We start from the raw sequence: 22,422 nt of genomic DNA, 5'->3' as shown, positions 1-22,422 counted from the left end.
AGCGTGGCTCGTGACGACCTGAACACGACGTCGTACGTGATCCTCGGATTGCTGGTGTCGCGGGATTGGTCGGCCTACGAAATCGCAGAACACTTCGCCAAAGGCATCGGTGAACTGTGGCCGCGCGCAGACAGGCAGAGCTACAACGCACCCAAGAAGTTGCTCGACCTCGGCCTGGTCACCTCCACCAACCAGGCCGTGGGCGCGCGCAACCGAACGGTCTACTCGATCACGACGGAGGGTCGCGACGCATTGGTGTCGTGGTTATCGACGGGTTCGCGGCCCTCCGCACTCGAGTTCGAAGGCATGATTCGCGTACTCGTCGCCGAGCAGGGAAGCATCGACGATCTGCGCAACAACCTCCTGACCATGCGCGATCAGGCGGCGTCGAGCCGCAGTCTGTTCGGCATCCACGCGAACACGATCAGGGAAACCGACGGCGGAACCTTCCCCGAGCGGGAACACCTCATGGCGCTCGCCAACAACTTCATGATCGGGCACTTCACACACATCGTCGAATGGGCGGAGTGGGCGCTCACCGAAATCGAGGAGTGGCCCGACACCGTCGCCCCGGCCACCAGCAGTCACGAGCGCAACCGCGAGATTCTCGCGAAGTCGGCCGTCTACGCCCCCGGCACGTCGACCCCTTGACTTAGGCCTCCGGCTCCAGCACAACCACCGGGATCTGACGGTCCGTCCACGACTGGTAGGCGCCAGGGCGCGGTGGTGCTGCGAAACTCGTTGCACACGATCGCCCAGAACTGACGGAATCCCGTCGCTTCTGGACGAGACTGTGCACTCCGTCCCGAAATATGTTGCACGAAACTAACTTACGCAGACACTCTCCGCGGCGGACGTGGGACGAATCGCGGCACCCGGCTGATGACATCGCGGTATGAGGGCCGGCGCTGGAGATTTCGCTGTTCCATCATCGGAATACTCACGAACTGGAACATCAGCAGCATCACTGCGGCGCCCGACAGCACCCACCACGTACCTGGATCGGCGGCCAATCCGAACAGCCCGAACGACAGCCACACTCCGAACTCTCCGAAGTAGTTCGGGTGCCGCGACCACGACCAGAGACCACTCTCCATGATCTGCCCCGACGACCCGGCGGCCACGAAGCATCGCATCTGCAGATCGGCGATCGTCTCGATACTCAGCGCACCGATGCCGACGACGAATGCGACGACGTCGAGCACACCGAGCGGCTCATCGGTGCGCGTCACGACGACGTACACGGGAATCAGTCCGGCGAACACCTGGAGGGTCGGAAAGACATGAATGCCAAGAAGATCCGCGACGAACTCGAATCGCCCCGCACGCGCGCGGAGTAGTGGGTAACGCCAATCCTCTTGGTGGAGACCGGAAAAGCTTACAGCCCAGTTACCTGTGAGCCGCACCGACCACGCCAACATGATCGACATCATCAGCCACCACCGGGCGTCGTCGACTCTTGCTCCTGAGTCGAACCACCAATACAGCGCCAAGAGAGGCGGAATGACGCTCCAATATGCGTCGTAGAAGCTGGAATTGCGATAGATCCGACTGGCCACGAAGATCACGAACGTTGCGATCAGATCTGCGATCACGGTGTCGAGCCAGAGCTGGCCGGTCTCCGGACCCCACACGAGCCACGCCAAACCCGCGGCCACGGCCACGACATACGCCGCCGCGACTCGACCGAGCGACGCGCCCCGACTCATGGAAGCACTGTAGTTCGCTCCCGACGCGCACCTGGGCGAATTGGACCCGTCAGCGCTTGTTGAGCTCGACCGCGCTGGCGATCAGGGCGGAGAAAGCCCTGGAATCCAGCGGGTCGCTCTCGCGGATGTCGACGGCCCGACGTGTACCGGCGTCGAGACTGGCGTTGAACACGTGGGACGGATCGTCGAGCGATGCGCCCTTCGCGAACGTCACCTTCACCTTGTCCTTGTAAGTTTCGACCGTGCAGATGAGCCCGTCGAGGGTGAAGGTCGGGACGCCGTCGGGATTGGACGCCTTCTTCCACTTCGCTTCCTCGGTGACACCTGGAGCTGCGGCCTCGATCAATGTCCGGATCTTGGATACGGTCTCGGTTCGCCAGTCTTCGCTCATGAACGATCACCTTAATGCGATGCCCGGCTCACCGGGAGCGAGCTAGTGAGATCCGCCGAAGCGCGACGCTCGCGGGGTCGGCCCCGGTGGAGTCCCGCCCCTGTTCGCTACAGTCATGCACCCCAGCCGATTATCAACTCCGATGTTGACGTGATGGTCGGGTCAGGCCTACAGTTCCCCCGAGTCGCTCGTCACTTTCTTCTGCCGGACGGACGAATACCTCAGCGGCACAGCACGTCTCCGCCCGCAGAAGCGCTGACACGAGGAAAGGCTGACACACATGAAGGCTTGGCAGTTCACAGCGGTCGGCGAACCGCTCACAAAGGTGGAGTCCGAAGATCCAACCCCCGGGCCCGACGATGTCCTCGTCGAAACAGGGGCGGTCGGCCTGTGCCACTCCGACATCGGATTCATGGACGGCACCATCACGTCCCTCCTCGGCCATGTTCCGATCACCCTGGGGCACGAGATCGTCGGAACAGTCGTCGAGGTCGGTTCCAACGTGACCGAGTTCGCGGCGGGCGACCGGATCGGCATTCCCGCGACGACGGACGGCCCCGGAACGGCGATCAACGGCGGCTACGCCCAGAAGGTCGTGGTGCCGGCACGATTGCCCGTCACGCTGCCCGACGGACTCTCGTTCCGCGACGCCGCGCCCGCAACGTGTTCCGGTCGCACCGCTTACCGCGCGGTACACACGGCAGGCCGGATCGAATCCGGCATGAAAGTGGGAATCATCGGCTTCGGAGGTCTCGGATTCTTCGGCGTCCAGATCGCGTTGGCTGCAGGTGCAACCGTGTACGTGTCCGAGCTGAACGAATCGAGATGGGCGTCGGCAACAGAACTCGGCGCAACCGCAATATCGAAGGATATCCGCGACTTCGAGTCCGAGGAACTCGACCTCATCATCGACTTCGCAGGCGCCGGAAACACATTGGGTTCCGCAGTCGACGCCATCCGTCATGGAGGCCGAATCGTCGAGGTCGGCCTCGGTTCGGACACCACGTCGATATCGATCCCGAACCTCACCATGAAGGAAGTGCAGATCGTCGGCTCGTCCAACGGAACCAAAGAGGAGGCTCGGGCAATTCTCGAACTCTTCGCCGACGGCTCCGTCCGCCCCAACACCGAACAGATCACGTTCGACGACATTCCGGCCGGCCTGCATCGCCTCGAGGAAGGTTCCGCGGATGCACGGCTGATAGCGGTGTACTGACCCCGCCGATATCGGCCTCTGATCAATATCTACGTTGATGTTGACACCGCATCGGAAGTTTGCGACGCTCGTCACAGTGAACGAATCGTTCCCCGAGAATCGAGGCCAGCAATGGATTGTCCAACCACTCGGGTACAGCGCGCCCTGGCGGACCTGAGCGCCGGTCGGCCGGTTGTGCTCACCGGGGCCGGGCGGGACGACGACGCACATCTCGTCGTTGCCGCAGAGAAATCGGAAGTCGAGTCGGTCGCATTCCTGGTCCGCTACGGCTCGGGGCTGGTCTGTGCAGCACTGACCAGCGCCGAGTGTGATCGACTCCAGTTGACGACCATGGTCGGAGCAGACCGCGACCACGCAGGCACTGAGTACACCGTGAGCGTGGACGCGGTCGGGCCCGGCACTGGAATATCGGCAGCCGACCGGGCACGGACCTTGCGTCTTCTGTCCGAGGATGCCAGCACCGTCGATACGTTCACCAGACCGGGGCACGTGCTTCCCGTGCGGACTGCGGACGGCGGCGTGTTGGGGCGCCGAGGCGCAGCAGAAGCCACCATCGACCTGACGACCATCGCCGGCTTGCGGCGAGCTGGGTCGTTCACTGCTCTCGTCTCTCAGAACGACCCGACCGAGATCGCCGAGTCGACCGAAGCCGCGAGCTTCGCAACCGAGCACGGCTTGGCCGTCGTCTCCGTCGAAGACGTCGCGATCTACCGACGCATCACCGAACTACATCTGCAGACACAGTTCACGGTCGCACGACCCTCCGAATACGGACCGGTCCACTGCGTCGGCTTTTCCAGCGATGTGTCCGGCATCGAATACGTTGCGTACTCGTTGGACACTCTCCCGGACAACTCCGCCCCACTGGTACGAGCCGAGCGCGAGACAGATTCCGCGCCACACCTCTCACGTGACATCGCCGCTGATGCACTGACCATGGTGGCCGAGAACGGTGGCGGGACAGTCATCGTCGTGCGTCACAGGAACAGCGACGCCGCCGTCGTTCCGGCCGACACCGATGCCGATCTCGTCGAGATAGTGCGCGAATGTGGTTACAGCACATCGACTCCCAGTAATTTCCCGCCGTCTGCGCGCACGATGATGTGGCATTTCGGGATGAGCATCGGCGGGCATCCGGTCGACGCAACCGGAGCCCCCGAGCCCCGCCGCGTCGCAGGAGAAGTAGTGCGCGGAGACCAACGAGGTCGAGAACTGGGTTTTCGAACAGCCAACGTCGAGCTCGACGAGTTCAATTCGGTCGCGGATGGCGTCTGGGCAGGAAGATGCCTGCTTCCGAATGGATCCGTTGTCGCAGCAGCAGTTTCGGTAGGACGACGCCCCACCTTCTACGGCAGGTCCGGCGTTCGGCTCCTGGAAGCCCATCTGTTGGACTTCTCCGGCGACCTCTACGGCGTCACTATCGAAGTCCGACTGGATCATTGGATGCGCGGGCAGACCACCTTCGCATCCAAGGAAGAACTGATCGCGGCGCTGTCCGCGGATGTGATTCGCACACGCGCGCTCGTCGGAACTCTCTGACACGGAATACATCTACAGCGCAACGGATATCGCGGCGACCGAATTCGGTCGTCGCGATTTCCGCATGTCCGGAATCGGTTCTGATCAACGTCAACGTTACAGTTGACAGTGACGCCCATCACCCCTACTCTGAGGAAGTCGCGGGGCCGATCACAGGCCGTGACCGATGGGGTTTCGGCCCCGAATCACTTCCGGTGCTCTATTTGCCCGACGTGACCGGCAGCGCATGCAACGCGGGCCACCGCCACGACACGCTCGGAAATCACAACAGATCAGGAGATCCAGACATGGAATGCGGAATCTTTCACACCCCGTACATGCGTCCGGGACGTAAGGACAAGGAAACCTTCGAGTACTCGCTGCTGCTGGCCAAGGCTGCCGACAAGTTCGGCTACCGCGACTTCATGGTCGGCGAGCACGGCATGCAGGCGTGGGAGAACATCCCTAATCCGGAGCTTCTGATCGTCGCCGCAGCGCAGCAGACAGAGCGCCTGCGCTTCGCACCGATGGCCCACATCGTGCCGCTGCACAACCCGTCGACACTGGCCGTCCAGGTCGGTTACACCTCGCAACTGTTGGAGGACCGCTACTTCCTCGGCGTCGGCGCGGGATCATGGGAGAACGAAGCCGTCCTCCGCGGACAGCCGGGCGACCTCTCCGAGGCACACCCGCGCCTCATGGAAGGCCTGGAGGTCATGGACAAGGTCTGGCGTCAGGAACCCTTCGACTTCGAAGGCAAGTACTACAAAGCAGCTCGTCTCGACGGCCAAATCGATCCCGGCAGCGTCGCATCGCACGGAGAGTTCAAGGTCAAGGAAGGCGAGGAATACCACCTCACCGCCGATCACTCACCCCACGGCGGCGCCGACGGCCTCGAAATCGCAGTCACAGGCCTGAGCAAGAACTCGCCGTCGCACCGACTGGCCGGTGAACGTGGCTGGACCCCGATCTCCTTCTACGGTGGCTCGGCGCTCCTGCGCTCACAGTGGGACACCTATTCCGAAGCAGTCCGTTCCGTGGGTGGAACACCCGACGGTGCGCGTTTCAAAGTGGCACGTGACGTCTACGTGGCGAAGACCGACGACGAGGCCAAGGAACAGGCGATCAACGGGCCGCTGGGCCGTGCGTGGGAGAAGTACCTCATGCCCGTCTACCAGAAGTACCGCATTCTGCAGGGCTTCATCGACGACGCGGAGAAGAAGGTCGACATCGACGACGTCGATCTCGAGTACCTCGCCGACCACGTCTGGCTCTGTGGAAGTCCGGAGACCGTTTCAGCCAAGATCGAGAAGACGTTCGAGCTCAGCGGTTTCCGCTACGGTCAGATCGCCGTCAACACGCACGACGCGCTCGACGATCCGGCTCCGTGGGTCGAGTCGCTTCGCCTCTTCGCCACCGAAGTCGTTCCCAATGTTCACGTCGAGGGCACATACGACACAGTTGCCGTGAGCTGATTCGCCGTCCCCGCTCTCGCCGAGATCGAGGTTGTGTACGGAATCTGTCGAGTTCCGGTACACAACCTCGATTTCGGCAATGCTGGGCCGACCCTACTGGGCCATCATCCCGGCGTCGACCAGATGTTCCGCTCCTGTGATGTACGAGGACTCGTCCGAGGCCAAGAACAACACCAGGTTCGAGACTTCCCGCGGATCGGCGATGCGGCCCAACGGAATCAGGCCGAGTGCGTCACCGCCCTCTTCGTTGGTCGCCTCCACCATCATCGGAGTCTGAATGAAGCCCGGATGCACCGAGTTGACGCGAATGTTCTTCGGACCGTATTCGATTGCAGTCGCTTTCGTCATTCCACGGACCGCGAACTTGCTGGCCACGTACGCGAGGCTCGGAAAGCCGTAGTTGGCAGCGATGCCCGCGATCGACGAGATGTTCACGATGGAACCGATACCGGCCCGTTCCATCGACGGCAGAACAGCTTTCATCCCGAAGAACACGCCGTCCTGGTTGATGCTGCACACGGTGCGGTAGTCATTCTCGGTCAGCTCGGCCGTCGTGGCGAGCGGGCCCAGAACGCCTGCGTTGTTGACCAGGATATTGATCTCACCGAACGCAGCGACACTCTCGTCGACGACGTTGGTCCAGGAGTCGAGTTTCGTGACGTCGTGGTGAACGAAGATCGCGTTGTCCCCCAACTCTTTCGCGAGTAGCTCGCCCGCATCGTCGGTCACGTCCGCGAGAACGACCTTCGCTCCGTGCTCGATGAACGTCCTCGCGTGCGACTCGCCCATACCGCGCGATGCACCGGTGACGAGGGCGACTTTGCCCTCCAACCGCTTCGTCATGTCTACCCTGCTTTCGATTCGGTACTACACGCTGACGGGTGTGGGGAGCGAGATCCGGGGTGCAACTTCCTTGGCGATCAGTTCGAGAGACTGGTACCAGGGTGACGGGTCCTCGGAGTAGTCGTGCGACTCGACCTGAAGCGTGCCCCAGCCACCGCTGGCCTCGAACAGAGTATTGATCTTGTCCACCACGGTATCCGGCGATCCGACGCAGAAGACGTTGTCGACGACCCACTCGAGATCGACGTCGGACTTGTGCGCTCCGGCGTCCTTGATGAATCCGTCCATCATGCCGAAACGCCACCAGATGGGGATGAGGTAGCGCTCGAAGCAATGCCCGATCGGCCCCTCCATGACAAGGCGCTTGGCTTCCTTGTCGGTGTCGGCGACGAACACGGTCTGTGACACGTGGTAGCGCGATCGATCCGCGACGTGGCCGTTGGCTTCCGCTGCCGTCGAGTAGATCTCCCAATGAGTTTTCAATGCATCGAGACCGGAGAAGATCGACATCGGACGGAAGCCTCGCTCACCAGCGAACTTCATCGACGGAGACTGGGCACTGAATCCGGTGACAGCGATCTCGGGGGCACCGCCCCACGGACTGAAGTCGGCGAGCATGTGCTGGTCGTCGCCCTCGTCGGCGTGGGTCTCTTCCGGGTAGCCTGCATTCCAGAACTGCCCCTCGTAGAAGAACGGCTCACGCTTCCAGATCTTTTCCATGATCTCGAGCGATTCACGCACCATCTTGTTGGTGAACTCGGTGTCTTCACCGTTCTTGATCCCGTGGATGTACGTCGACTGTGGGTATGCACCGGCACCGACACCGAGGAAGTAGCGGCCTTCGAGAATCTGTGACAGCCAGCCGATCGTGACGGCAAGCTTGGCTGGATGGTGGTGCGGCAGGATGTGCGCCATCGGGGCGAACTTGATGCGCTCGGTCTGACGAGCCGCTGCGGCGATGACCAATTCCGGTGCCGGGATGTTCTCCCAGCGCTGAGAAGAGTGCTCGGAGTACATCACCGAGTCGAAGCCGATCTTGTCGGCAACGATTGCCTGGTCCACACACCAGTCGAATGTCTGGCGCGAGGTGTGCTCAGGTCGCATGTACGGGTGGACGATGAGTCCGGTCTCCATTGCCATGAGTGAAAATGCCTTTCTACGAGAGTGATTCGTCTTCAGGAGTAGAAGATGTCGAACGCGTGCTTGGTGTCCATGTACTCCTTGACGGAAAAGATCTGTCCGTCGCGGATCTCGAACAAGAAGTGGTACTGGTTCTGGTAGATCTTGCCGTTGTTCAGCTTCGCGTAAGACGTGGCCTCTACAGCGACTTTGTCTCCCTGCGCAATTGCCGATGTGGGGGTGACCTCCAGCGCGCCGTTCTCGTACACGGTGGTGACTCCACTCAGCAAGGCGCCGAGTCCCGCCTTGTCGTAGACACCCGACATTCCCTCGATTCCACCCGAGACCCAGTAGGTCGCATCGGGGTGGAGAGTGGCAAGAATTTGCTCCACGTCACCCGTGGAGAAGACCTTGGCGAAGTTGTTGGCCAACTCGATGTTCTGATCCGTCGTCGTCATCGATGCTCCATTTCTTTATGACCTGGATCACTGTGCATGGATGGTCCATCTCACCGAAACCGTATTTCCACCCGTATCCACACGCTCCGTCCCGACAGCATGTTCATGCAGCTCAGAGCAAGCACAGCACGCGCTTCTGGGGCGCGAACATCGTCAATGTCAGTGTTGTCAGATCTTGACCACGCGGTCGGAACAGTCCATGATCACCCAGTGACACCGATCACAAGCACCGACAGTTCGACGAGAGGTCTTCATGAACGCTGACGAGTGGCGGGAGATCGTCGACCTCAGACGCTCCGGTGAATCGATCTCCGGCATCTCGGTGGCCTTGAACATCTCGAGAAACACCGTCCGTCGTGCTCTGGAATTCGACGGCCCACCTCCCGATCATCGACCAAGAATCGGTTCGTCGGCGGATGCACTCCGCCCGCGAATCGCCGCAGCGCTCGAGAGCGATCCCGACGTCACGGTCGCACAATTGCATCGCGACCTACAGTGGAGCGGATCGCGAAACACATTGGCGGGCACTGTTCGTCGTGTGAAAGAAGAGCGTTCCTCAGGCGGACGAGCTTCCGTTCCCAGCGCGACCGACCTCCCCGTGTTCTCCACCAGTTTCGTCGGACGCGACGACGAACTGCAGGCCATCCGAACGATGCTCGGCGAGAGCCGGCTCGTCACGATCGCCGGCCCAGGTGGCATCGGTAAGACGCGTCTGGCAGCCGAGGCCGCGTCCGCGTTCAGACGTGCGTTCGATGACGGCGTGCGTTTCGTCGAGCTCGCCGCAGTGCGTAGCGACACGTTGTTACCTCAGACCGTCATGGACGCTTTGGGCCTCGACGATCGAGACTCGCCGGATCGCAGCGCGACGGAGTCGCTTCTCGAATCACTGCGCACCAAGCACATGCTGGTGGTGCTGGACAATTGCGAGCATCTCGTCGGAGTGTGCGCGGCTCTGATCTCTCTGATCCTACGGAGCACCGAACACGTGAAGGTCCTGACGACCAGCCGCGAGGTTCTCTCCACTCCGGACGAGCACGTACACGTACTCGATCCCCTGTCCACGACGGGCGCTGCCCTCGAATTGTTCGAGAATCGGGCTGCCGCAGCACTATCCGGCTTCGCCATCACCCCGTCGACGCGTGATGCTGTGCGCCGCGTATGCACTCAGCTCGACGGAATGCCCTTGGCCATCGAGCTGGCGTGCGCCCGGTTGACCGCATTGTCGGTGGACGACCTCGCGGAACGTCTCGACGACAGGCTGTCTCTCTTGACGATCGGCAATCGCGGCGGACCGAGCAGGCACCGAAGTCTGCATGCCACAGTGGAGTGGAGCTACGACCTCTGCACGACCGAGGAACAAGTGCTGTGGGCCCGACTGTCGGTGTTCTCCGGAGGATTCGACCTCGCGATGGCCGAAAACATCTGCGCGGGAGCCCCTGTCGACGCACCCGGCATTCTCGACGCGCTTTCGGGACTCATCGGAAAGTCGGTTCTGCAGCGCACCGCCGATGAAGGCCGCATCCGGTTCACGATGCTCGAGACGATACGTCAGTTCGGGGCAAGCAAGCTGACCACGCGCGAGAAGTCGGATCTGGGCATCGTCCACCTTCGGTGGTGTGCAGATCTGGTGCGATCGAGCCGACGGTCGTGGACAGGGTCCGATCAGGTTCGCGCGACACGAGGACTTCGAGAGAATCGTGCGAACCTTCGCGCGGCCTTGCAGACAGCGTTGACCGACAGCGGCCACGAAACTCTGAAGCTCGCGGCCGGTCTCGTCGCGACCTGGTTCCTGTGGTCCTCGGCGTTCTCGGTACGAGAACAGCGCATGTGGGTAACCGAGTTCCTCCATCGCGAGGGTGTGCCCGACGACGTGCTACCGCGCCTCCACGCGACATTGGGCCTGCTGCAGACGATGCAGGGAGAGCGCTCGGCAGCGGTCGGCACGCTCGCTACCGCAGCCAGCGCGGCGCGCGAACACGGTGACGACGCGACGTTGGCGTTCGCCCTCCAGACCCAGGGTCTCAACACCTATCTCGGCGGCGACTTCCTCATGGGCGAGCGAAGCTTGTCGGAGGCGTTGTCGCTGTACGACGCTCGCCCCGACATCACGGATCTGATGTGGACCGCGCACATCGAGATGGGAATGCTCTGCAGCTCCAACGGCGAAACCGAGCGCGCTGCCGAGAACTTCGAATTCGTCCATGCCCAGGCGTCGGCAACCGGTGAGAAGTGGATGCTGTCGTACGCGGTGTACGGACTCGGTCTTGTAGCGCTGGTTCGTGGACGGCACGACGAAGCGATCGCGCGTGCGATCGAATCCCTCGAGCTCAAACGCGCATTCGACGACACCGTCGGGGCCACGTTGGTGACCGACCTCCTGGCCTGGGCAGAAGCTGCGGCCGGTTCCGGTGAACGCGCGGCGGTTCTGCTCGGGGCCGCGTCGTCGATGTGGGATTCGTTCGGTGCCCAACTGTACGGTTCCGAGCACTGGGTTCAGCGACGCGAGGTATACGAGTCGCGCGCACGGGCAGCATTGGGAGACGCGGCGTACGCCGCGTTGCATCGTCGTGGCGAGTCCCTGTCGATGGCCGACCTGATCGAGTACGCCCTCGGGGAACAATCCGACGACGCCGTGCCGTCGTCGGATTCTCCGAACGGACTCTCGCCGCGCGAGATGGACGTAGCACAGCTCGTCTCAGAAGGACTGTCCAACAAAGAGATCGCGGATCGTCTGGTCCTGTCGATCAGAACCGTCGAGGGACACGTCGCGCACGTACTACGCAAGCTCGGTGTCGCCCGTCGGCATCAGATCGCGCTCTCGCCAACGTTCGCTGGGCGGTCCTGAGAGGTCAGCCGACGCCTCGGTGAACCGGCGCCGCCGCCGACATCTCGAGAACGTCCCGGATGGCACGCGCTCCGACACCCAGATCCAGGGCATTCTTCAAGTGCAGCAGAAACCCTGGCTTGTATCGGTGAGTCGGCGTGGAATCGGCAGCAAGAGAGAGCAATTCCTTCGTCACGGTGGACAGTGCCCGACTCTTCCACGGGACCGCGCAGTAGTCGAAGAAAGCAACGAAGGTCTCTGGCGACATTCTGAGCATGGATTCGAAGAAGCCGGGTAGTTCTTCTTCCATCCGTCGCCAATACGGGTCGTTGCCGACGTACCGATCCCACAGTGCCCGTTGCGCGTCGTCGAAAGGCGCTACCTCACCGCCTGTGCGACGACGCACCGCGTCGGCAAGCTGCCTCGACGACTCGAACAACGTGTGCACGCCGAGCCCCGACACCACAGTCAACGCTTCCTGGATCTGCGCAGCAGAGATCCCGAGATCGAGGGCCTCCTCGATGTAGCGGCCGGAGCCTGCGACATCCAGGCTCGTCACCGCGGCACAGACGGTGAGGCAAGTCAGTACACGTGTCTGCTCGTCGAGCCCTGGTCCTTCCGCGACACCGTCGAGCACTCCATCGGCCAGCGCGCGAAGGTCGGCCGTGCCGAATTCCAAGTCGACAGAACTCATCCGGCGGCGCTCAACGCGTCGGCGAGGTCGGCCAGCTGCGCTTTGAGGCCGCGCTTGTCGATCTTGGTCGCCGACATCGGCCACCCTCCCGGCTCGACGAAGTACACGGCACGCGGCACCTTGTAACGTCCGATCTTGCCCTCGCAGAACGTGATCAGCTCGTCGGACGTCAGACGGTGTCCTTCGCGGACCTCGACGAACGCCACCGGCACCTCGTCCAACCGTGTGTCCGGGCGACCGATCACTGCCGCCGTCAGCACTGCAGGATGTTCACAGAGGAACGACTCGACCTCGATGGCAGCGACATTCTCACCGCCGACCTTGAGCATGTCCTTGAGCCTGCCGTGAAAGACAAGGCATCCCGATTCGGTCCAGCTGTAGAGATCTCCGGTGTGGAGCCATCCGTTCGAGTCGATCGCCTCGGCCGTCTTCGCCGGATCCTTGTAGTAACCGGTCGTCACACAGTATCCGCGGATCAGGATCTCTCCCGGGACCCCGACCGGTCGCGCCGCACCGTCGTACGGATCGACTATTCGAATCTCGATGCCGGGCACCGCCTTTCCCTGTGCGCCACTGCGATCCTCGAACGTCTCGTCCGGCGTGCTCAATGCGTAGATGCCTGTTGTTTCGGTCATGCCGCAGGCCGCCATCAGCTCAGCCTGCGGGAACAGCCCTTGAACTCCCTCGATGAGCACACGCGGACCGATGAGGAAGAGATATCGAACGGAATCGAGCTCGGCGGCGTCGAAGCCGGGGTGCGACATCAGCATCTGCATCGGCCCGGGGAACCACGGCCAAATACACGTGGGGCGCTCGGCCTTCATCAGTTCGATGGCGCGCCCGGGCTCGAAGAACGTGTCCGTCAGGAATGTGCCGCCTGCACCGATCGCACCGATCAGTGGGGCCAGCGCTGCGATGTGAAACAGCGGTCCCCCTGCCCAACTGATGTGACGCTCCCCCTGGGACAGCCGGCCCGCTGCACGTTCCACCGGACCACGCGTCAGTGCTTCGTGAGTGAGCATGCATCCACGCGGGTTGGCCGTGGTGCCGGAGGTGTAGAGAACTGCGGCGGTATCGCGCGTGCTGACTCGGCGGCGACGCTCTCGCACCTCGGTGGCGTCGACGGTTGCGGCGGCCGCGTCGAGATCCTTCCTGGACGCGAATCCCGGCCTGCGTTCGCCGCGAAGCAGAAGCGCCCGACGCAGACGCGGCGCCTCGGGTAGCGCGAGGTCTCCGTCTGCCGCGCTCGACAGCGATGGCAGCGCCTCATGCAGAACGTCCACGAAATCCACGTAGTCGTCGGGGCTCGAGACGGTCAACAGTGCCGTGATATCAGCGTTCTCGACGATGTAGCCGAGCTCTTTCGCCTTGTGCCGTGCGTTGAGCGGCACGACTACCGACCCGACGAGCGCCGCGCCGAAAAGCCCCTCGACGAACTCGATCCCGTTCGGCGCAAGCAGTGCAACATGATCGCCCGAGTTCACTCCCGCAGCGATCAACCCACGCGCCACTCCCACTGCACGCTCGTACACCTCGGCGTAGGAGAACCTTGCCTCGGGAAACACGATCAGATCACGGTCGGGGTGCAGATGGGCACCGCGGACCAAGAGGTCGCCGAGCGTGGTGACGGTGCACCAATCGCCGATGTCAGTCATTGAAGTCCTCAATCATCGTCGTCGAAAATTCTGTAGCCGATTTGTCGGAACAGTCGCGACAGGTATCAGCATGCGCGCAGAAGGCTTGGTTGTCCTAGACGCTAAGCGACTCACGTCACACTGTCAACGTTGAAGTTGATTTTTCTCGAGCACGGCCTTCGACACGAGACAACCTGTTCGACAACGACTCCCGCGTCGAATACGACCGATCGACATCAATGTTGATCGCACTCCACGATGCGGAGGTACTATCCGACAATGCCTACTTCGACCGCAGCCAACAGCGGCATGAGCCGACGCCGTCGCAGTGCCCAGAACGACAGCAGCCCCAACTACCAGGCAAAACGCCAGGAATTGCTCAGGACTGCGGCCGACGTCTTCCGGGAGAAGGGCTTCGAGGGGGCAACGCTCAACGACATCGCCGAACGGTTCGGCACCGACCGAGCATCGATCTACTACTACTTCGCGAGCAAGAAGGAACTGTTCCAGGCGCTGTTCCACGACATCCTGGTGGACGTCCTCGACAACAACATCGCCGTGGCCGAGGAGATCATCGGCAGCGACGAGGACGCACCCGAGAAACTGCGGCGGCTCGTCGAACAGCAGATGGACTCGTACGAGAAGAACTACCCCTTCGTCTACCTGTACATCCAGGAGGACATGGCGCAGCTTCAACTCGACTCCACGTCCTGGGGCAAGGACATGGCTCGCAAGACCAAGCGGTTCGAGACCATCGTCCTCGAGGTACTGCAGCAGGGCGTCGACGACGGCACTCTCCGGAGCGACGTCTCCGTCCAGCTGATGTCGAAAGCACTGTTCGGGATGGTCAACTGGACGCACCGGTGGCTCAAGCCCGGCATGCGCAAGGTCGATGCCAAGCAGACGACCGAGGCGTTCTGCACTCTGTTCTTCGACGGCGCACGGGCCAAGAACTGACATTGCGCTGGACCCGGCGGCCCAGCGCAATGTCGAAAAAGGTACTGCTCAGCGACCCGTCCACTGGGCAGCACGCTTCTCGGCGAAGGCTGCCCGGCCTTCGAGTCTGTCAGCGCTGTTCTCGTATGCCTCGATGGGCTCGTAGCGGGTGGCGAGTGCCACCTCGAGCGGCCAACCCGCCCTGGATAGCACGGCATCCTTGGCCGCTTGCACGGCCAGCGGGGACGCCGACGCGATGCGCTCGGCCCACGACGCGGCGGTTTCGGCCAGCTTCTCGAACGGCACGACCTCGTTGACCAGCCCGTATCGCTCCGCCTGCTGGGCGTCGATGCGCTCGCCGGTGAGGATCATCGCCAACGCGATGTGATGGGGCAGCTGCCTGATCGCTCGGTGCATGATGCCGGCTTCGCCGATGATGCCGACCTTCGTCTCCGGGATGCCGAACTGGGCGGTGTCCGCTGCGACGATGATGTCGGCGCACAGTGCCAGTTCGAATCCGCCCCCGATGGAGTAACCCTGGACAGCGGCAACGAGGGGCTTCTTGAGAGTCAGCAGTGGTCCGCCGACACCGGTGAGTCCACCGCCGAGGGCCATTCTGCGACTGCTGCCCTCGGTGCCGCCGCTGACGTTCGCGCCTGCACAGAACGCCTTCTCACCCGTGGCACCGAGTACGGCGACCCAGATGTCGGGGTTGGAGTTGATCTCGCTCCAGGCTTCGAACAACGCTGCGTCCATCTCGGGATCGATGGAGTTCAGCGCCTTGGGGCGATCGAGAGTCACGTGTGCGACGTGGCCGACCACGTCGAACAAAATTCCGCTGCTCACGGCAGGTCCTTCCTCATAGTTGTTCAGAATCGTTCAGTGCCACGGGTTCTCGGTATGCGGCAATCGCGGCTTTGAGTCCTACCTCGGCCACGAACTTGCGCACCTCGGCCACCGATGGCGACAGGTGCAGCAGGGCGTCCATTTCCGCTCCGCCCTGCGCAGCTGTACGAACGCCCATTGCTTCCATCGTCCTGTTGATGGAGAGCTTCTTGATCCGAAGAATGTCCGACGGCGTGCGCGCCATGCGGGCGGCGAGCGCTTCGGTCTCCGCGATCAAATCTTTCTCCGCCACAGCGTGGTTGGCCCATCCCCACTCGACGGCGGTGCTGCCGTCGATCGAATTACCGGGGACGAACGCCAGCTCCTTGGCGCGCTTCGGGCCGACGAGCGGAGCCCACAACGGTGCGATGTATCCGCCACCGAGCGGAATCGCCGGCTCACCGATCTTCGCGTTACGTGCGACGAGCGTGACGTCGGTGAAGACGCACAGCTGTGTCGCTCCGGCTATGCAATAGCCGTGGACGGCCGCGATCACAGGCTTCGGGTGATCCCATATCGCCAGGAATCGATTGACGTTGCGCGCCAACCTCTCCCGGTCGGAAACCGGATCCGGAGCGGCGACGACCTTGCCGACCTGGCCGATGTCGTACCCCGCCGAGAACCCTTTTCCTGCACCGCGGACTCCGATGATCGGTCCGCCGGTGGTCGCCAGCGCAGTCAGCGCCGCACTGAACTCGTCGAGCATCTCGTTCGAGAGCGAGTTCGCCTTGTCCGGCCGATCGAGAACGATCCAGCTGATCGGCCCGCGATGCTCTATCCGTAGGTTCTCGTAGGGCCCATAGGCCGTCATGCCCGCCCGATCGGAATCTGCTTCTTGACGTGGAAGTCGACGACTCCGGACGCACGCAATTCGCGACGAGTGAAGCGCCAGCCGTGCTCGGCGTCACGCACGAAATCGTCGTGGTACTGACCGAAGAAGTAGCCATCGGCCTTGCCTTCCTTGGTGTATCGGTGCCACGCGTAGAGAACCGAACGAACCTTCGCCGTGGTCAGGTCGTCGGAGAAGTCCACGACGATGTTGGATACGTGATGGCTCGTCGCGGTGAAGAACGTCCCGATGCCGTCGAGTGTCTCGCGGTACGCAGTGCGGCCCTCGGCACCGAAGTCGGGGCCGTACGCGACGTAGCAGTCCTCGGTGAAGAGTTCTGCCAACTGGTCGGGCAGGTTCATGTCGAGGCTGTAGGCGTAGTCGAACAGTACGCGCTCGATCTTGCTCTTCTCGACGAGCTCGGCGAGCTCTTTGGTCGAAACCTCATATGTTGCAGTCATGTTCGGTCCTCTCTGGTGATTCATTGTCAACGTTTGCGTAGATTCAGTGGACAGAACGGAGCGAGGGTGACATTCGGTCACTCAGAGTGACCGAATGCGTCCTTCGCTCACCCGGGAGCGGTGCGCCCAGTCAGACCTTGACGGCGTAGTCCGACGCGGCGGGCTCGCCTCCGGGCCAGCGGACGGGCCGGTCCGAGGTGAGCGAGGAGGAGACTTCGTCCCACGGACCGACGTGGATGGTTCGCATGTTCCGCGAGGCGAAGCGCCACCGCCCGTCGACGCGGACGTACTCGTCCTCGTAGCGCACGGCGCCGTACACACTGGTGCCACCAGTTGCTATTTCGAGATGAGCGCCGACCAGCCCTGTCGCGTGATCGTCGTCGACGAAATCGACGAGAACGTAATGCGGAGTGTGGATCGTGGTTCCGAAGTTGGCGCGCGCTCCGCGGATCATGTCCGCAATTCCCTGACCACCGGTCGCACCGGGGAAACCGCCGGCCGAGAACGTACCGCCGGGGGCGAACGCGTCGGCGATGCCCTCGAAGTCGTCGAAATCGGACGCCAGGAAGTAGCGAACCGCGAGGTCCTGAAGCTCGGCTCGGTCCTCCAGCCGTCGCACCCTGGTCTCGATGTCGGTCATGTGCACTCCTTCGTGACGAGCTCAGCGTGCGCTTCCGGTTCGCCGGCCTGCGCCACGATCAACGTCGGTGTAGATCGTACGGCTGATCATTGTGCGCTGCGCCACAGATGTCAACCGTCGACGCAAACAAATCTACATTAATGTGGATTCAGTCAACGTAATGGTTGACAGATGACTGCGCAGAAGGGCAGGCTCCTCACCAGCGACGTACGTCACATCCATGGGTCGACAGAGTCGTCACGTTCACCCATTTCGAGAGGAAATTCCGCATGAGCGGCACACTGAACGGCAAGGTCGCATTCATCACCGGAGCGGCTCGTGGCCAGGGGCGCAGTCATGCGCTCCGGCTCGCCGAGGACGGCGCAGACATCATCGCCGTCGACATCTGCCGGTCGATCGACACCGTCCCCTACGCACTCGCGACCGAGGAGGATCTGGCCGAGACCGTCGCGCTCGTGGAGAAGCTCGACCGTCGGATCGTCGCCCGAACGGCAGATGTACGAGACAAAGCCGGACTCGCTGCCGCCTTCGAGGAGGGTGCCGCCGAACTCGGAGGCGTGGACATCGTCGTTGCCAATGCCGGCATCGCGCCGCAACAGGCACACGAACCCGATCGTGATGCAGTGTTCGCGGACGTCGTCTCCGTCAACCTCAACGGTGTGTTCAACACGATCGAGGTAGCCCGGAGCCGATTGATCGAGCAGCAACGTGGCGGATCGATCATCATGACCAGTTCGACGGCAGGCATCAAAGCGGTCGGCGGAAGCTCCGGCGCCGGAATCGGCTATACCGCAAGCAAGCACGGCGTCGTCGGCCTGATGCGCCAATATGCGATCCTGCTCGCGGAGCACAACATTCGCGTCAACTCTGTGCATCCGACCGGGGTGAACACACCGATGGTCGTCGGAAACACCGCGCTCGCAGAGGCTTTGGCAGATCCCACCAACATGGGCAATTCGATCAGCAACTTGCTGCCGATCGACATTCTCGAACCCGAAGACATCAGTAACGCGGTGGCGTGGTTGGCGTCGGACCAGTCTCGGTACGTCACTGGCGTCATGCTGCCCGTCGACGCAGGACTGACGATCAAATGACCACTGACCAAGTAATTATCGACGACGACCGAGTCATCGACCCTCGCCTCTTCCGCGACATCCTCGGCCACTTCCCCACCGGAGTCGTGGCAGTGACGGCACTGGATGCGAGCGGCAAACCCGTCGGGATGACAGTCGGTTCGTTCACCTCCGTATCGCTCGATCCGCCGCTGGTAGCCTTCCTGCCCGACAAGAATTCGTCGACGTTCCCGAAGATTCTTGCAGCGACACGTTTCTGTGCCAACGTGCTGGGATCTGACCAGCAACACGTGTGCCGCAGTCTCGCTCGCAAGGGTGACGAGAAGTTCACCGACGTCGATTGGACCCCGACGCCGTCGGGCATGCCCCGCATCCTCGGTTCACTGGCGTGGATCGACTGCGAGATCGACGCAGTGCACGACGCTGGTGACCACCACATCGTCGTCGGTCGTGTCCATCACCTCGAGCTCGACACCCCGGAATCTCCACTGATCTTCTTCCAGGGCGGATACGGCGGCTTCGCCGCCCACGACGCGAGCGCATGACCGGCGTTCTCGTTGCCAATCGCGGTGAGATCGCGCTGCGCATCATGCGTACGGCGGCCGCTCGTGGACTACCGACCGCCGCCGTCTTCAGCGAGGACGAGTCCGACGCTCCCCATGTCGTCGCCGCCGACCGTGCCGTGGCGCTGGAGGGATCAGGACCGGCCGCATACCTGGACGTGGCAGCCATCTGCGCGGCCGCTCTGGCGTCCGGAGCCACGATGGTGCACCCGGGTTACGGCTTCCTCAGCGAGAGCCCCGAGCTGTCCGACGCGTGCGTCGCCGCCGGCCTGACCTTCGTCGGTCCCGACGGCGCCACATTGCGGCTACTCGGCAACAAGTCCGCAACGCGCGAACTCGCCACTGCCCATTCGGTTCCGGTGCTTCCGGCCACCACCGGGTCGACGTCCGTCGACACCGCACGAGCCTTCGCCGACGCCGGAGGCCTGTCGTCGGTGATCGTGAAGGCGACCGCGGGCGGTGGCGGCCGCGGCATGCGCATAGTCGAGGATCTCGACGAGCTCGAGCAGGCGATGGAGCGTTGCCGCTCCGAAGCCGAACGCAGCTTCGGTGTGCCGGACGTCTACGTCGAAGCGTATCTTCCACGTGCACGCCACATCGAAGTACAGGTCGTCGGTGACGGAGTTACCCCGCCCATGCACCTCTTCGATCGTGACTGCACCGGCCAGCGCCGACACCAGAAGATGGTCGAGATCGCGCCTGCACTGTTCCTATCCGAAGACACCCGAGACGATTTGTACTCCGCTGCACTGACTTTGGCGACTGCCGTATCTTTGCGCGGAGTAGCAACATTCGAGTTCCTCGTCGACACCGACCGTCCCGATGCGTGGTACTTCATCGAGGCCAATCCCCGCATCCAGGTCGAACACGGAATCACCGAACAGATCACGGGCCTGGATCTCGTTGCGATACAACTCGATCTGGCAGGTGGAAAATCGCTCACCGATCTGGGTCTTTCGCCGCAGGGGCTCGGCGAACCTCGCGGAGTCGCAATCGAAGCCAGGATCACCGGCGGCCCGGGGCGGTCGGACCGTCTCGTCGACATGAAGTTTCCGGCCGGCCCCTCGTTGCGGATCGAAACGCACCTCGGGCCCGGGATGCGCGTCGGGACCGGGTTCGATCCGCTGCTCGCCAAGGTCATCGCATTCGACGACGACTTTCCCAGGGCTGCAACGCTCTTGAACGATGCGTTAGGCGACGTGGTTCTCGCCGATCTCGACACCGACATCTCCACCCTGACGTGGTACCTCACCTCCTCTGCTTTCCTCGCCGGCGAGACGACGACACGGACTATTGACCAGCACCTCGCAACGTCCTCTTCCGAAGTTTCTACGAACGACGAGGTCGTCGACGTCTCGACGCCCACCGGCGGTACCGTTGTCGCAGTGCCGGTCGAGCCGGGCACCGTCGTCGCACGCGGTGATGTGCTGGCCGTCGTGGAGGCCATGAAGATGGAATCCGACATCTCCTCCCCCGTTGCGGGTGTCGTCACGAGGATCGACGTCCAGGTCGGCGCGACTGTCACGAAGGGAGCCGCTGTCGCAACGGTGGATTCGCGAGGTCACCGGCAGTCCGACGACCGAGCCTGCGAAGCGGTGGACCTGTCGGCCATTCGAGAGGATTTGGCGGACATCACCTCTCGCCATCGACGCCTCCTCGACGCCGAACGCCCAGCAGCGGTCGCACGGCGACACGAGCGAGACAAACGCACCGCGCGAGAGAATCTGACCGATCTGTTCGACGTCGACAGTTTCCACGAGTACGGCGGTCTCGTGGTCGCGGCGCAACGACGTCGACGATCGCTGTCCGAGCTCGAAAGCGCAACACCCGCCGACGGACTCGTCACCGGCTTCGGCACTGTGAATGGCCGTAGCGTCGCATCGCTGGCATACGACTACACGGTTCTCGCAGGCACACAGGGTCTTCAGAGTCACAAGAAGGCCGAACGCATCTTCGAGCTCGCGGCCAGACGAGGAACTCCGGTCGTCGTATTCGCCGAGGGCGGCGGCGGTAGACCCGGCGACACCGACGACATGTCGCGCGCCACCCGAATGGATCTGGGCACGTTCGTCGCGCTCGGCCGTCTCAACGGAGTCGTGCCGACCGTGGGCATCGCGTCGGGACGCTGTTTTGCCGGCAACGCAGCACTTCTGGGGGCATGCGACGTCGTCATCGCGACGCGTGATTCTTCGATCGGCCTCGGTGGCCCCGCGATGATCGAGGGCGGTGGCCTCGGCACGGTCGACGCCGACGACGTCGGACCCAGCTCGGTACAAGCACCGAACGGCGTCATCGACATTCTCGTCGACGACGAAGCCGAGGCGACCGACACAGCGAAGCGGTACCTGAGCTATTTCGGTGACCCCTCCTCGGAATGGAGCGAAGCCGATCAGCGGTTGCTGCGACATGTGGTCCCCGAAAGCAGAAAACGACCGTTCGACATCAGGCAGGTCATCGCGACCCTCGCCGACGAGGGATCGGTACTGGAACTGCGCTCACAGTTCGGGCCTGGCATGGCCACTGCCCTCGTCCGTATCGAAGGTCGGTCGGTCGGCGTCGTCGCGAACGACGGTAGCCAGAGGGGTGGCACGATCGGCAGCGACGAGGCCGACAAGATGGCCCGGTTCCTGCAGTTGTGCGAGGCGTTCGGATTGCCGGTTCTCTCGTTGTGCGACACGGCAGGCTTTCTCGTCGGGCCCGATGCCGAACGCACGGCGACGGTCCGCCATGTGAGTCGTCTGTTCGTTCTCACGCCGTCGCTCACCGTGCCGTTCTGCACGGTGATCGTCCGCAAGGCATACGGTTTGGGCGGACAGGCCATGGCAGGAGGCAGCTTTCGGGTTCCCGACGCCATCGTCGCGTGGCCGACCGGCGCTCTCGGTGCCATGGGGCCCGAGGGAGCGGTCAAGCTGGGCTTCCGGCGGGAACTCGACGCCATCGATGACCCCGAGGAGCGCGAGCGTACCTACCGTGGACATCTCGCCGACTTCGAGGGGCAGGGCAAGGCGGTCAACGCTGCATCGGTGTTCGAGATCGACGATGTGATCGATCCTGCGTCGACCAGGACGTGGCTGTCGGCGGTCATCGGGGCTCCTCGTCCGCCGCGATCTCCCGGCATCCGCCGTATCGATACCTGGTAGCAGCTGCGTCCACG

At 62.8% G+C, this 22,422-nt stretch carries 20 protein-coding genes; 9 read left to right on the top strand and 11 right to left on the bottom strand.

What is annotated here, in order from left to right:
• Positions 1-3: 3 nt before the first annotated feature.
• Entirely contained in the window at positions 4-651 is a 648-nt protein-coding gene (locus tag CHB96_RS25460) for a PadR family transcriptional regulator (RefSeq protein ID WP_089251577.1), read from the top strand.
• Positions 652-830: 179 nt separating this feature from the next.
• Here the strand turns inward: CHB96_RS25460 and CHB96_RS25455 are convergent, their stop codons facing one another.
• Together CHB96_RS25455 and CHB96_RS25450 are read right to left on the bottom strand one after the other, a co-directional pair.
• Positions 831-1,709 (bottom strand): DUF1295 domain-containing protein, encoded by an 879-nt coding sequence (locus tag CHB96_RS25455; protein ID WP_089251575.1) that lies wholly within the window; start codon positions 1,707-1,709, stop codon positions 831-833.
• 49 nt (positions 1,710-1,758) lie between these two features.
• Positions 1,759-2,100 carry a DUF1801 domain-containing protein gene (locus CHB96_RS25450; protein ID WP_089251573.1) on the bottom strand — a complete coding sequence of 114 codons (342 nt, stop codon included), beginning with the start codon at positions 2,098-2,100 and terminating at the stop codon, positions 1,759-1,761.
• A gap of 280 nt (positions 2,101-2,380) precedes the next feature.
• On the opposite strand from CHB96_RS25450, the gene CHB96_RS25445 reads away from it, so the two are divergent.
• The 3 genes from CHB96_RS25445 (at position 2,381) to CHB96_RS25435 (ending at position 6,309) form a co-directional block, all read left to right on the top strand.
• Positions 2,381-3,316 (top strand): alcohol dehydrogenase catalytic domain-containing protein, encoded by a 936-nt coding sequence (locus CHB96_RS25445; RefSeq protein ID WP_089251571.1) that lies wholly within the window; start codon positions 2,381-2,383, stop codon positions 3,314-3,316.
• Between the two features lie 111 nt (positions 3,317-3,427).
• Positions 3,428-4,855 (top strand): 3,4-dihydroxy-2-butanone-4-phosphate synthase, encoded by a 1,428-nt coding sequence (locus CHB96_RS25440; protein ID WP_089251569.1) that lies wholly within the window; start codon positions 3,428-3,430, stop codon positions 4,853-4,855.
• A 287-nt stretch (positions 4,856-5,142) separates the two neighbouring features.
• Entirely contained in the window at positions 5,143-6,309 is a 1,167-nt protein-coding gene (locus tag CHB96_RS25435) for an LLM class flavin-dependent oxidoreductase (RefSeq protein WP_089251635.1), read from the top strand.
• A 93-nt stretch (positions 6,310-6,402) separates the two neighbouring features.
• On the opposite strand, the gene CHB96_RS25430 is transcribed toward CHB96_RS25435, so the two are convergent.
• From CHB96_RS25430 to CHB96_RS25420, 3 genes are read right to left on the bottom strand one after another with little or no spacing between them, the layout of a single operon-like run.
• Complete coding sequence (locus tag CHB96_RS25430; protein WP_089251567.1) at positions 6,403-7,152, bottom strand: glucose 1-dehydrogenase; 750 nt, start codon at positions 7,150-7,152, stop codon at positions 6,403-6,405.
• 24 nt (positions 7,153-7,176) lie between these two features.
• Positions 7,177-8,292: an LLM class flavin-dependent oxidoreductase gene (locus CHB96_RS25425; protein WP_089251565.1), complete on the bottom strand. Its 1,116-nt coding sequence runs from the start codon at positions 8,290-8,292 to the stop codon at positions 7,177-7,179.
• A 35-nt stretch (positions 8,293-8,327) separates the two neighbouring features.
• On the bottom strand, positions 8,328-8,729 hold the full coding sequence (locus tag CHB96_RS25420; RefSeq protein ID WP_089251563.1) for a nuclear transport factor 2 family protein: 402 nt from the start codon (positions 8,727-8,729) through the stop codon (positions 8,328-8,330).
• Between the two features lie 253 nt (positions 8,730-8,982).
• On the opposite strand from CHB96_RS25420, the gene CHB96_RS25415 reads away from it, so the two are divergent.
• Positions 8,983-11,574, top strand: a complete 2,592-nt coding sequence (locus tag CHB96_RS25415; RefSeq protein ID WP_089251561.1) for an ATP-binding protein — start codon at positions 8,983-8,985, stop codon at positions 11,572-11,574.
• Positions 11,575-11,578: 4 nt separating this feature from the next.
• Here CHB96_RS25415 and CHB96_RS25410 read toward each other — a convergent pair whose 3' ends face one another.
• The gene (locus CHB96_RS25410; protein WP_089251559.1) at positions 11,579-12,247 is read right to left on the bottom strand and encodes a carboxymuconolactone decarboxylase family protein; all 669 of its coding nucleotides are present in this window, start codon (positions 12,245-12,247) and stop codon (positions 11,579-11,581) included.
• Entirely contained in the window at positions 12,244-13,902 is a 1,659-nt protein-coding gene (locus CHB96_RS25405; RefSeq protein ID WP_089251557.1) for a class I adenylate-forming enzyme family protein, read from the bottom strand. The genes CHB96_RS25410 and CHB96_RS25405 overlap by 4 nt, the downstream gene beginning before the upstream one ends.
• Positions 13,903-14,160: 258 nt before the next feature.
• Between CHB96_RS25405 and CHB96_RS25400 the strand changes: the two genes are divergently transcribed.
• Entirely contained in the window at positions 14,161-14,838 is a 678-nt protein-coding gene (locus CHB96_RS25400; protein ID WP_245866181.1) for a TetR/AcrR family transcriptional regulator, read from the top strand.
• A 48-nt stretch (positions 14,839-14,886) separates the two neighbouring features.
• Here the strand turns inward: CHB96_RS25400 and CHB96_RS25395 are convergent, their stop codons facing one another.
• The 4 genes from CHB96_RS25395 to CHB96_RS25380 all read right to left on the bottom strand — a co-directional run bounded on the left by CHB96_RS25395 (position 14,887) and on the right by CHB96_RS25380 (position 17,632).
• Positions 14,887-15,663 (bottom strand): enoyl-CoA hydratase-related protein, encoded by a 777-nt coding sequence (locus CHB96_RS25395; RefSeq protein WP_089251553.1) that lies wholly within the window; start codon positions 15,661-15,663, stop codon positions 14,887-14,889.
• Positions 15,664-15,676: 13 nt separating this feature from the next.
• Complete coding sequence (locus tag CHB96_RS25390) at positions 15,677-16,513, bottom strand: enoyl-CoA hydratase-related protein (protein WP_089251551.1); 837 nt, start codon at positions 16,511-16,513, stop codon at positions 15,677-15,679.
• Complete coding sequence (locus tag CHB96_RS25385) at positions 16,510-16,992, bottom strand: nuclear transport factor 2 family protein (protein WP_089251549.1); 483 nt, start codon at positions 16,990-16,992, stop codon at positions 16,510-16,512. The genes CHB96_RS25390 and CHB96_RS25385 overlap by 4 nt, the downstream gene beginning before the upstream one ends.
• Before the next feature lie 130 nt (positions 16,993-17,122).
• Positions 17,123-17,632 carry a nuclear transport factor 2 family protein gene (locus CHB96_RS25380; RefSeq protein ID WP_089251547.1) on the bottom strand — a complete coding sequence of 170 codons (510 nt, stop codon included), beginning with the start codon at positions 17,630-17,632 and terminating at the stop codon, positions 17,123-17,125.
• Between the two features lie 269 nt (positions 17,633-17,901).
• On the opposite strand from CHB96_RS25380, the gene CHB96_RS25375 reads away from it, so the two are divergent.
• Genes CHB96_RS25375 through CHB96_RS25365 form a run of 3 tightly spaced genes read left to right on the top strand, consistent with a single transcriptional unit; the run spans position 17,902 to position 22,408 of the window.
• Positions 17,902-18,726 (top strand): mycofactocin-coupled SDR family oxidoreductase, encoded by an 825-nt coding sequence (locus tag CHB96_RS25375; RefSeq protein ID WP_089251545.1) that lies wholly within the window; start codon positions 17,902-17,904, stop codon positions 18,724-18,726.
• A complete protein-coding gene (locus CHB96_RS25370; protein WP_089251543.1) occupies positions 18,723-19,250 on the top strand; it encodes a flavin reductase family protein in 528 nt (175 codons plus the stop codon). The genes CHB96_RS25375 and CHB96_RS25370 overlap by 4 nt, the downstream gene beginning before the upstream one ends.
• Positions 19,247-22,408, top strand: a complete 3,162-nt coding sequence (locus CHB96_RS25365) for a carboxyl transferase domain-containing protein (RefSeq protein ID WP_089251541.1) — start codon at positions 19,247-19,249, stop codon at positions 22,406-22,408. Before CHB96_RS25370 ends, CHB96_RS25365 begins: the two co-directional genes overlap by 4 nt.
• Positions 22,409-22,422: the final 14 nt, after the last annotated feature.

This window comes from Rhodococcoides kyotonense, assembly GCF_900188125.1.
Taxonomy (GTDB): domain Bacteria; phylum Actinomycetota; class Actinomycetes; order Mycobacteriales; family Mycobacteriaceae; genus Rhodococcoides; species Rhodococcoides kyotonense.
Note: the sequence above shows the minus strand (reverse complement) of the source record. Positions and strands in the feature narration are given on the sequence as shown.

Coding starts and splice junctions, on each gene's coding strand:
- CHB96_RS25435 (WP_089251635.1), top strand. CDS start 5,143: ATGGAATGCGGAATCTTTCACACCCCGTACATGCGTCCGGGACGTAAG.
- CHB96_RS25430 (WP_089251567.1), bottom strand. CDS start 7,152: ATGACGAAGCGGTTGGAGGGCAAAGTCGCCCTCGTCACCGGTGCATCG.
- CHB96_RS25370 (WP_089251543.1), top strand. CDS start 18,723: ATGACCACTGACCAAGTAATTATCGACGACGACCGAGTCATCGACCCT.
- CHB96_RS25375 (WP_089251545.1), top strand. CDS start 17,902: ATGAGCGGCACACTGAACGGCAAGGTCGCATTCATCACCGGAGCGGCT.
- CHB96_RS25455 (WP_089251575.1), bottom strand. CDS start 1,709: ATGAGTCGGGGCGCGTCGCTCGGTCGAGTCGCGGCGGCGTATGTCGTG.
- CHB96_RS25450 (WP_089251573.1), bottom strand. CDS start 2,100: ATGAGCGAAGACTGGCGAACCGAGACCGTATCCAAGATCCGGACATTG.
- CHB96_RS25390 (WP_089251551.1), bottom strand. CDS start 16,513: ATGACGGCCTATGGGCCCTACGAGAACCTACGGATAGAGCATCGCGGG.
- CHB96_RS25425 (WP_089251565.1), bottom strand. CDS start 8,292: ATGGCAATGGAGACCGGACTCATCGTCCACCCGTACATGCGACCTGAG.
- CHB96_RS25415 (WP_089251561.1), top strand. CDS start 8,983: ATGAACGCTGACGAGTGGCGGGAGATCGTCGACCTCAGACGCTCCGGT.
- CHB96_RS25420 (WP_089251563.1), bottom strand. CDS start 8,729: ATGACGACGACGGATCAGAACATCGAGTTGGCCAACAACTTCGCCAAG.
- CHB96_RS25405 (WP_089251557.1), bottom strand. CDS start 13,902: ATGACTGACATCGGCGATTGGTGCACCGTCACCACGCTCGGCGACCTC.
- CHB96_RS25445 (WP_089251571.1), top strand. CDS start 2,381: ATGAAGGCTTGGCAGTTCACAGCGGTCGGCGAACCGCTCACAAAGGTG.
- CHB96_RS25365 (WP_089251541.1), top strand. CDS start 19,247: ATGACCGGCGTTCTCGTTGCCAATCGCGGTGAGATCGCGCTGCGCATC.
- CHB96_RS25380 (WP_089251547.1), bottom strand. CDS start 17,632: ATGACCGACATCGAGACCAGGGTGCGACGGCTGGAGGACCGAGCCGAG.
- CHB96_RS25440 (WP_089251569.1), top strand. CDS start 3,428: ATGGATTGTCCAACCACTCGGGTACAGCGCGCCCTGGCGGACCTGAGC.
- CHB96_RS25400 (WP_245866181.1), top strand. CDS start 14,161: ATGCCTACTTCGACCGCAGCCAACAGCGGCATGAGCCGACGCCGTCGC.
- CHB96_RS25385 (WP_089251549.1), bottom strand. CDS start 16,992: ATGACTGCAACATATGAGGTTTCGACCAAAGAGCTCGCCGAGCTCGTC.
- CHB96_RS25410 (WP_089251559.1), bottom strand. CDS start 12,247: ATGAGTTCTGTCGACTTGGAATTCGGCACGGCCGACCTTCGCGCGCTG.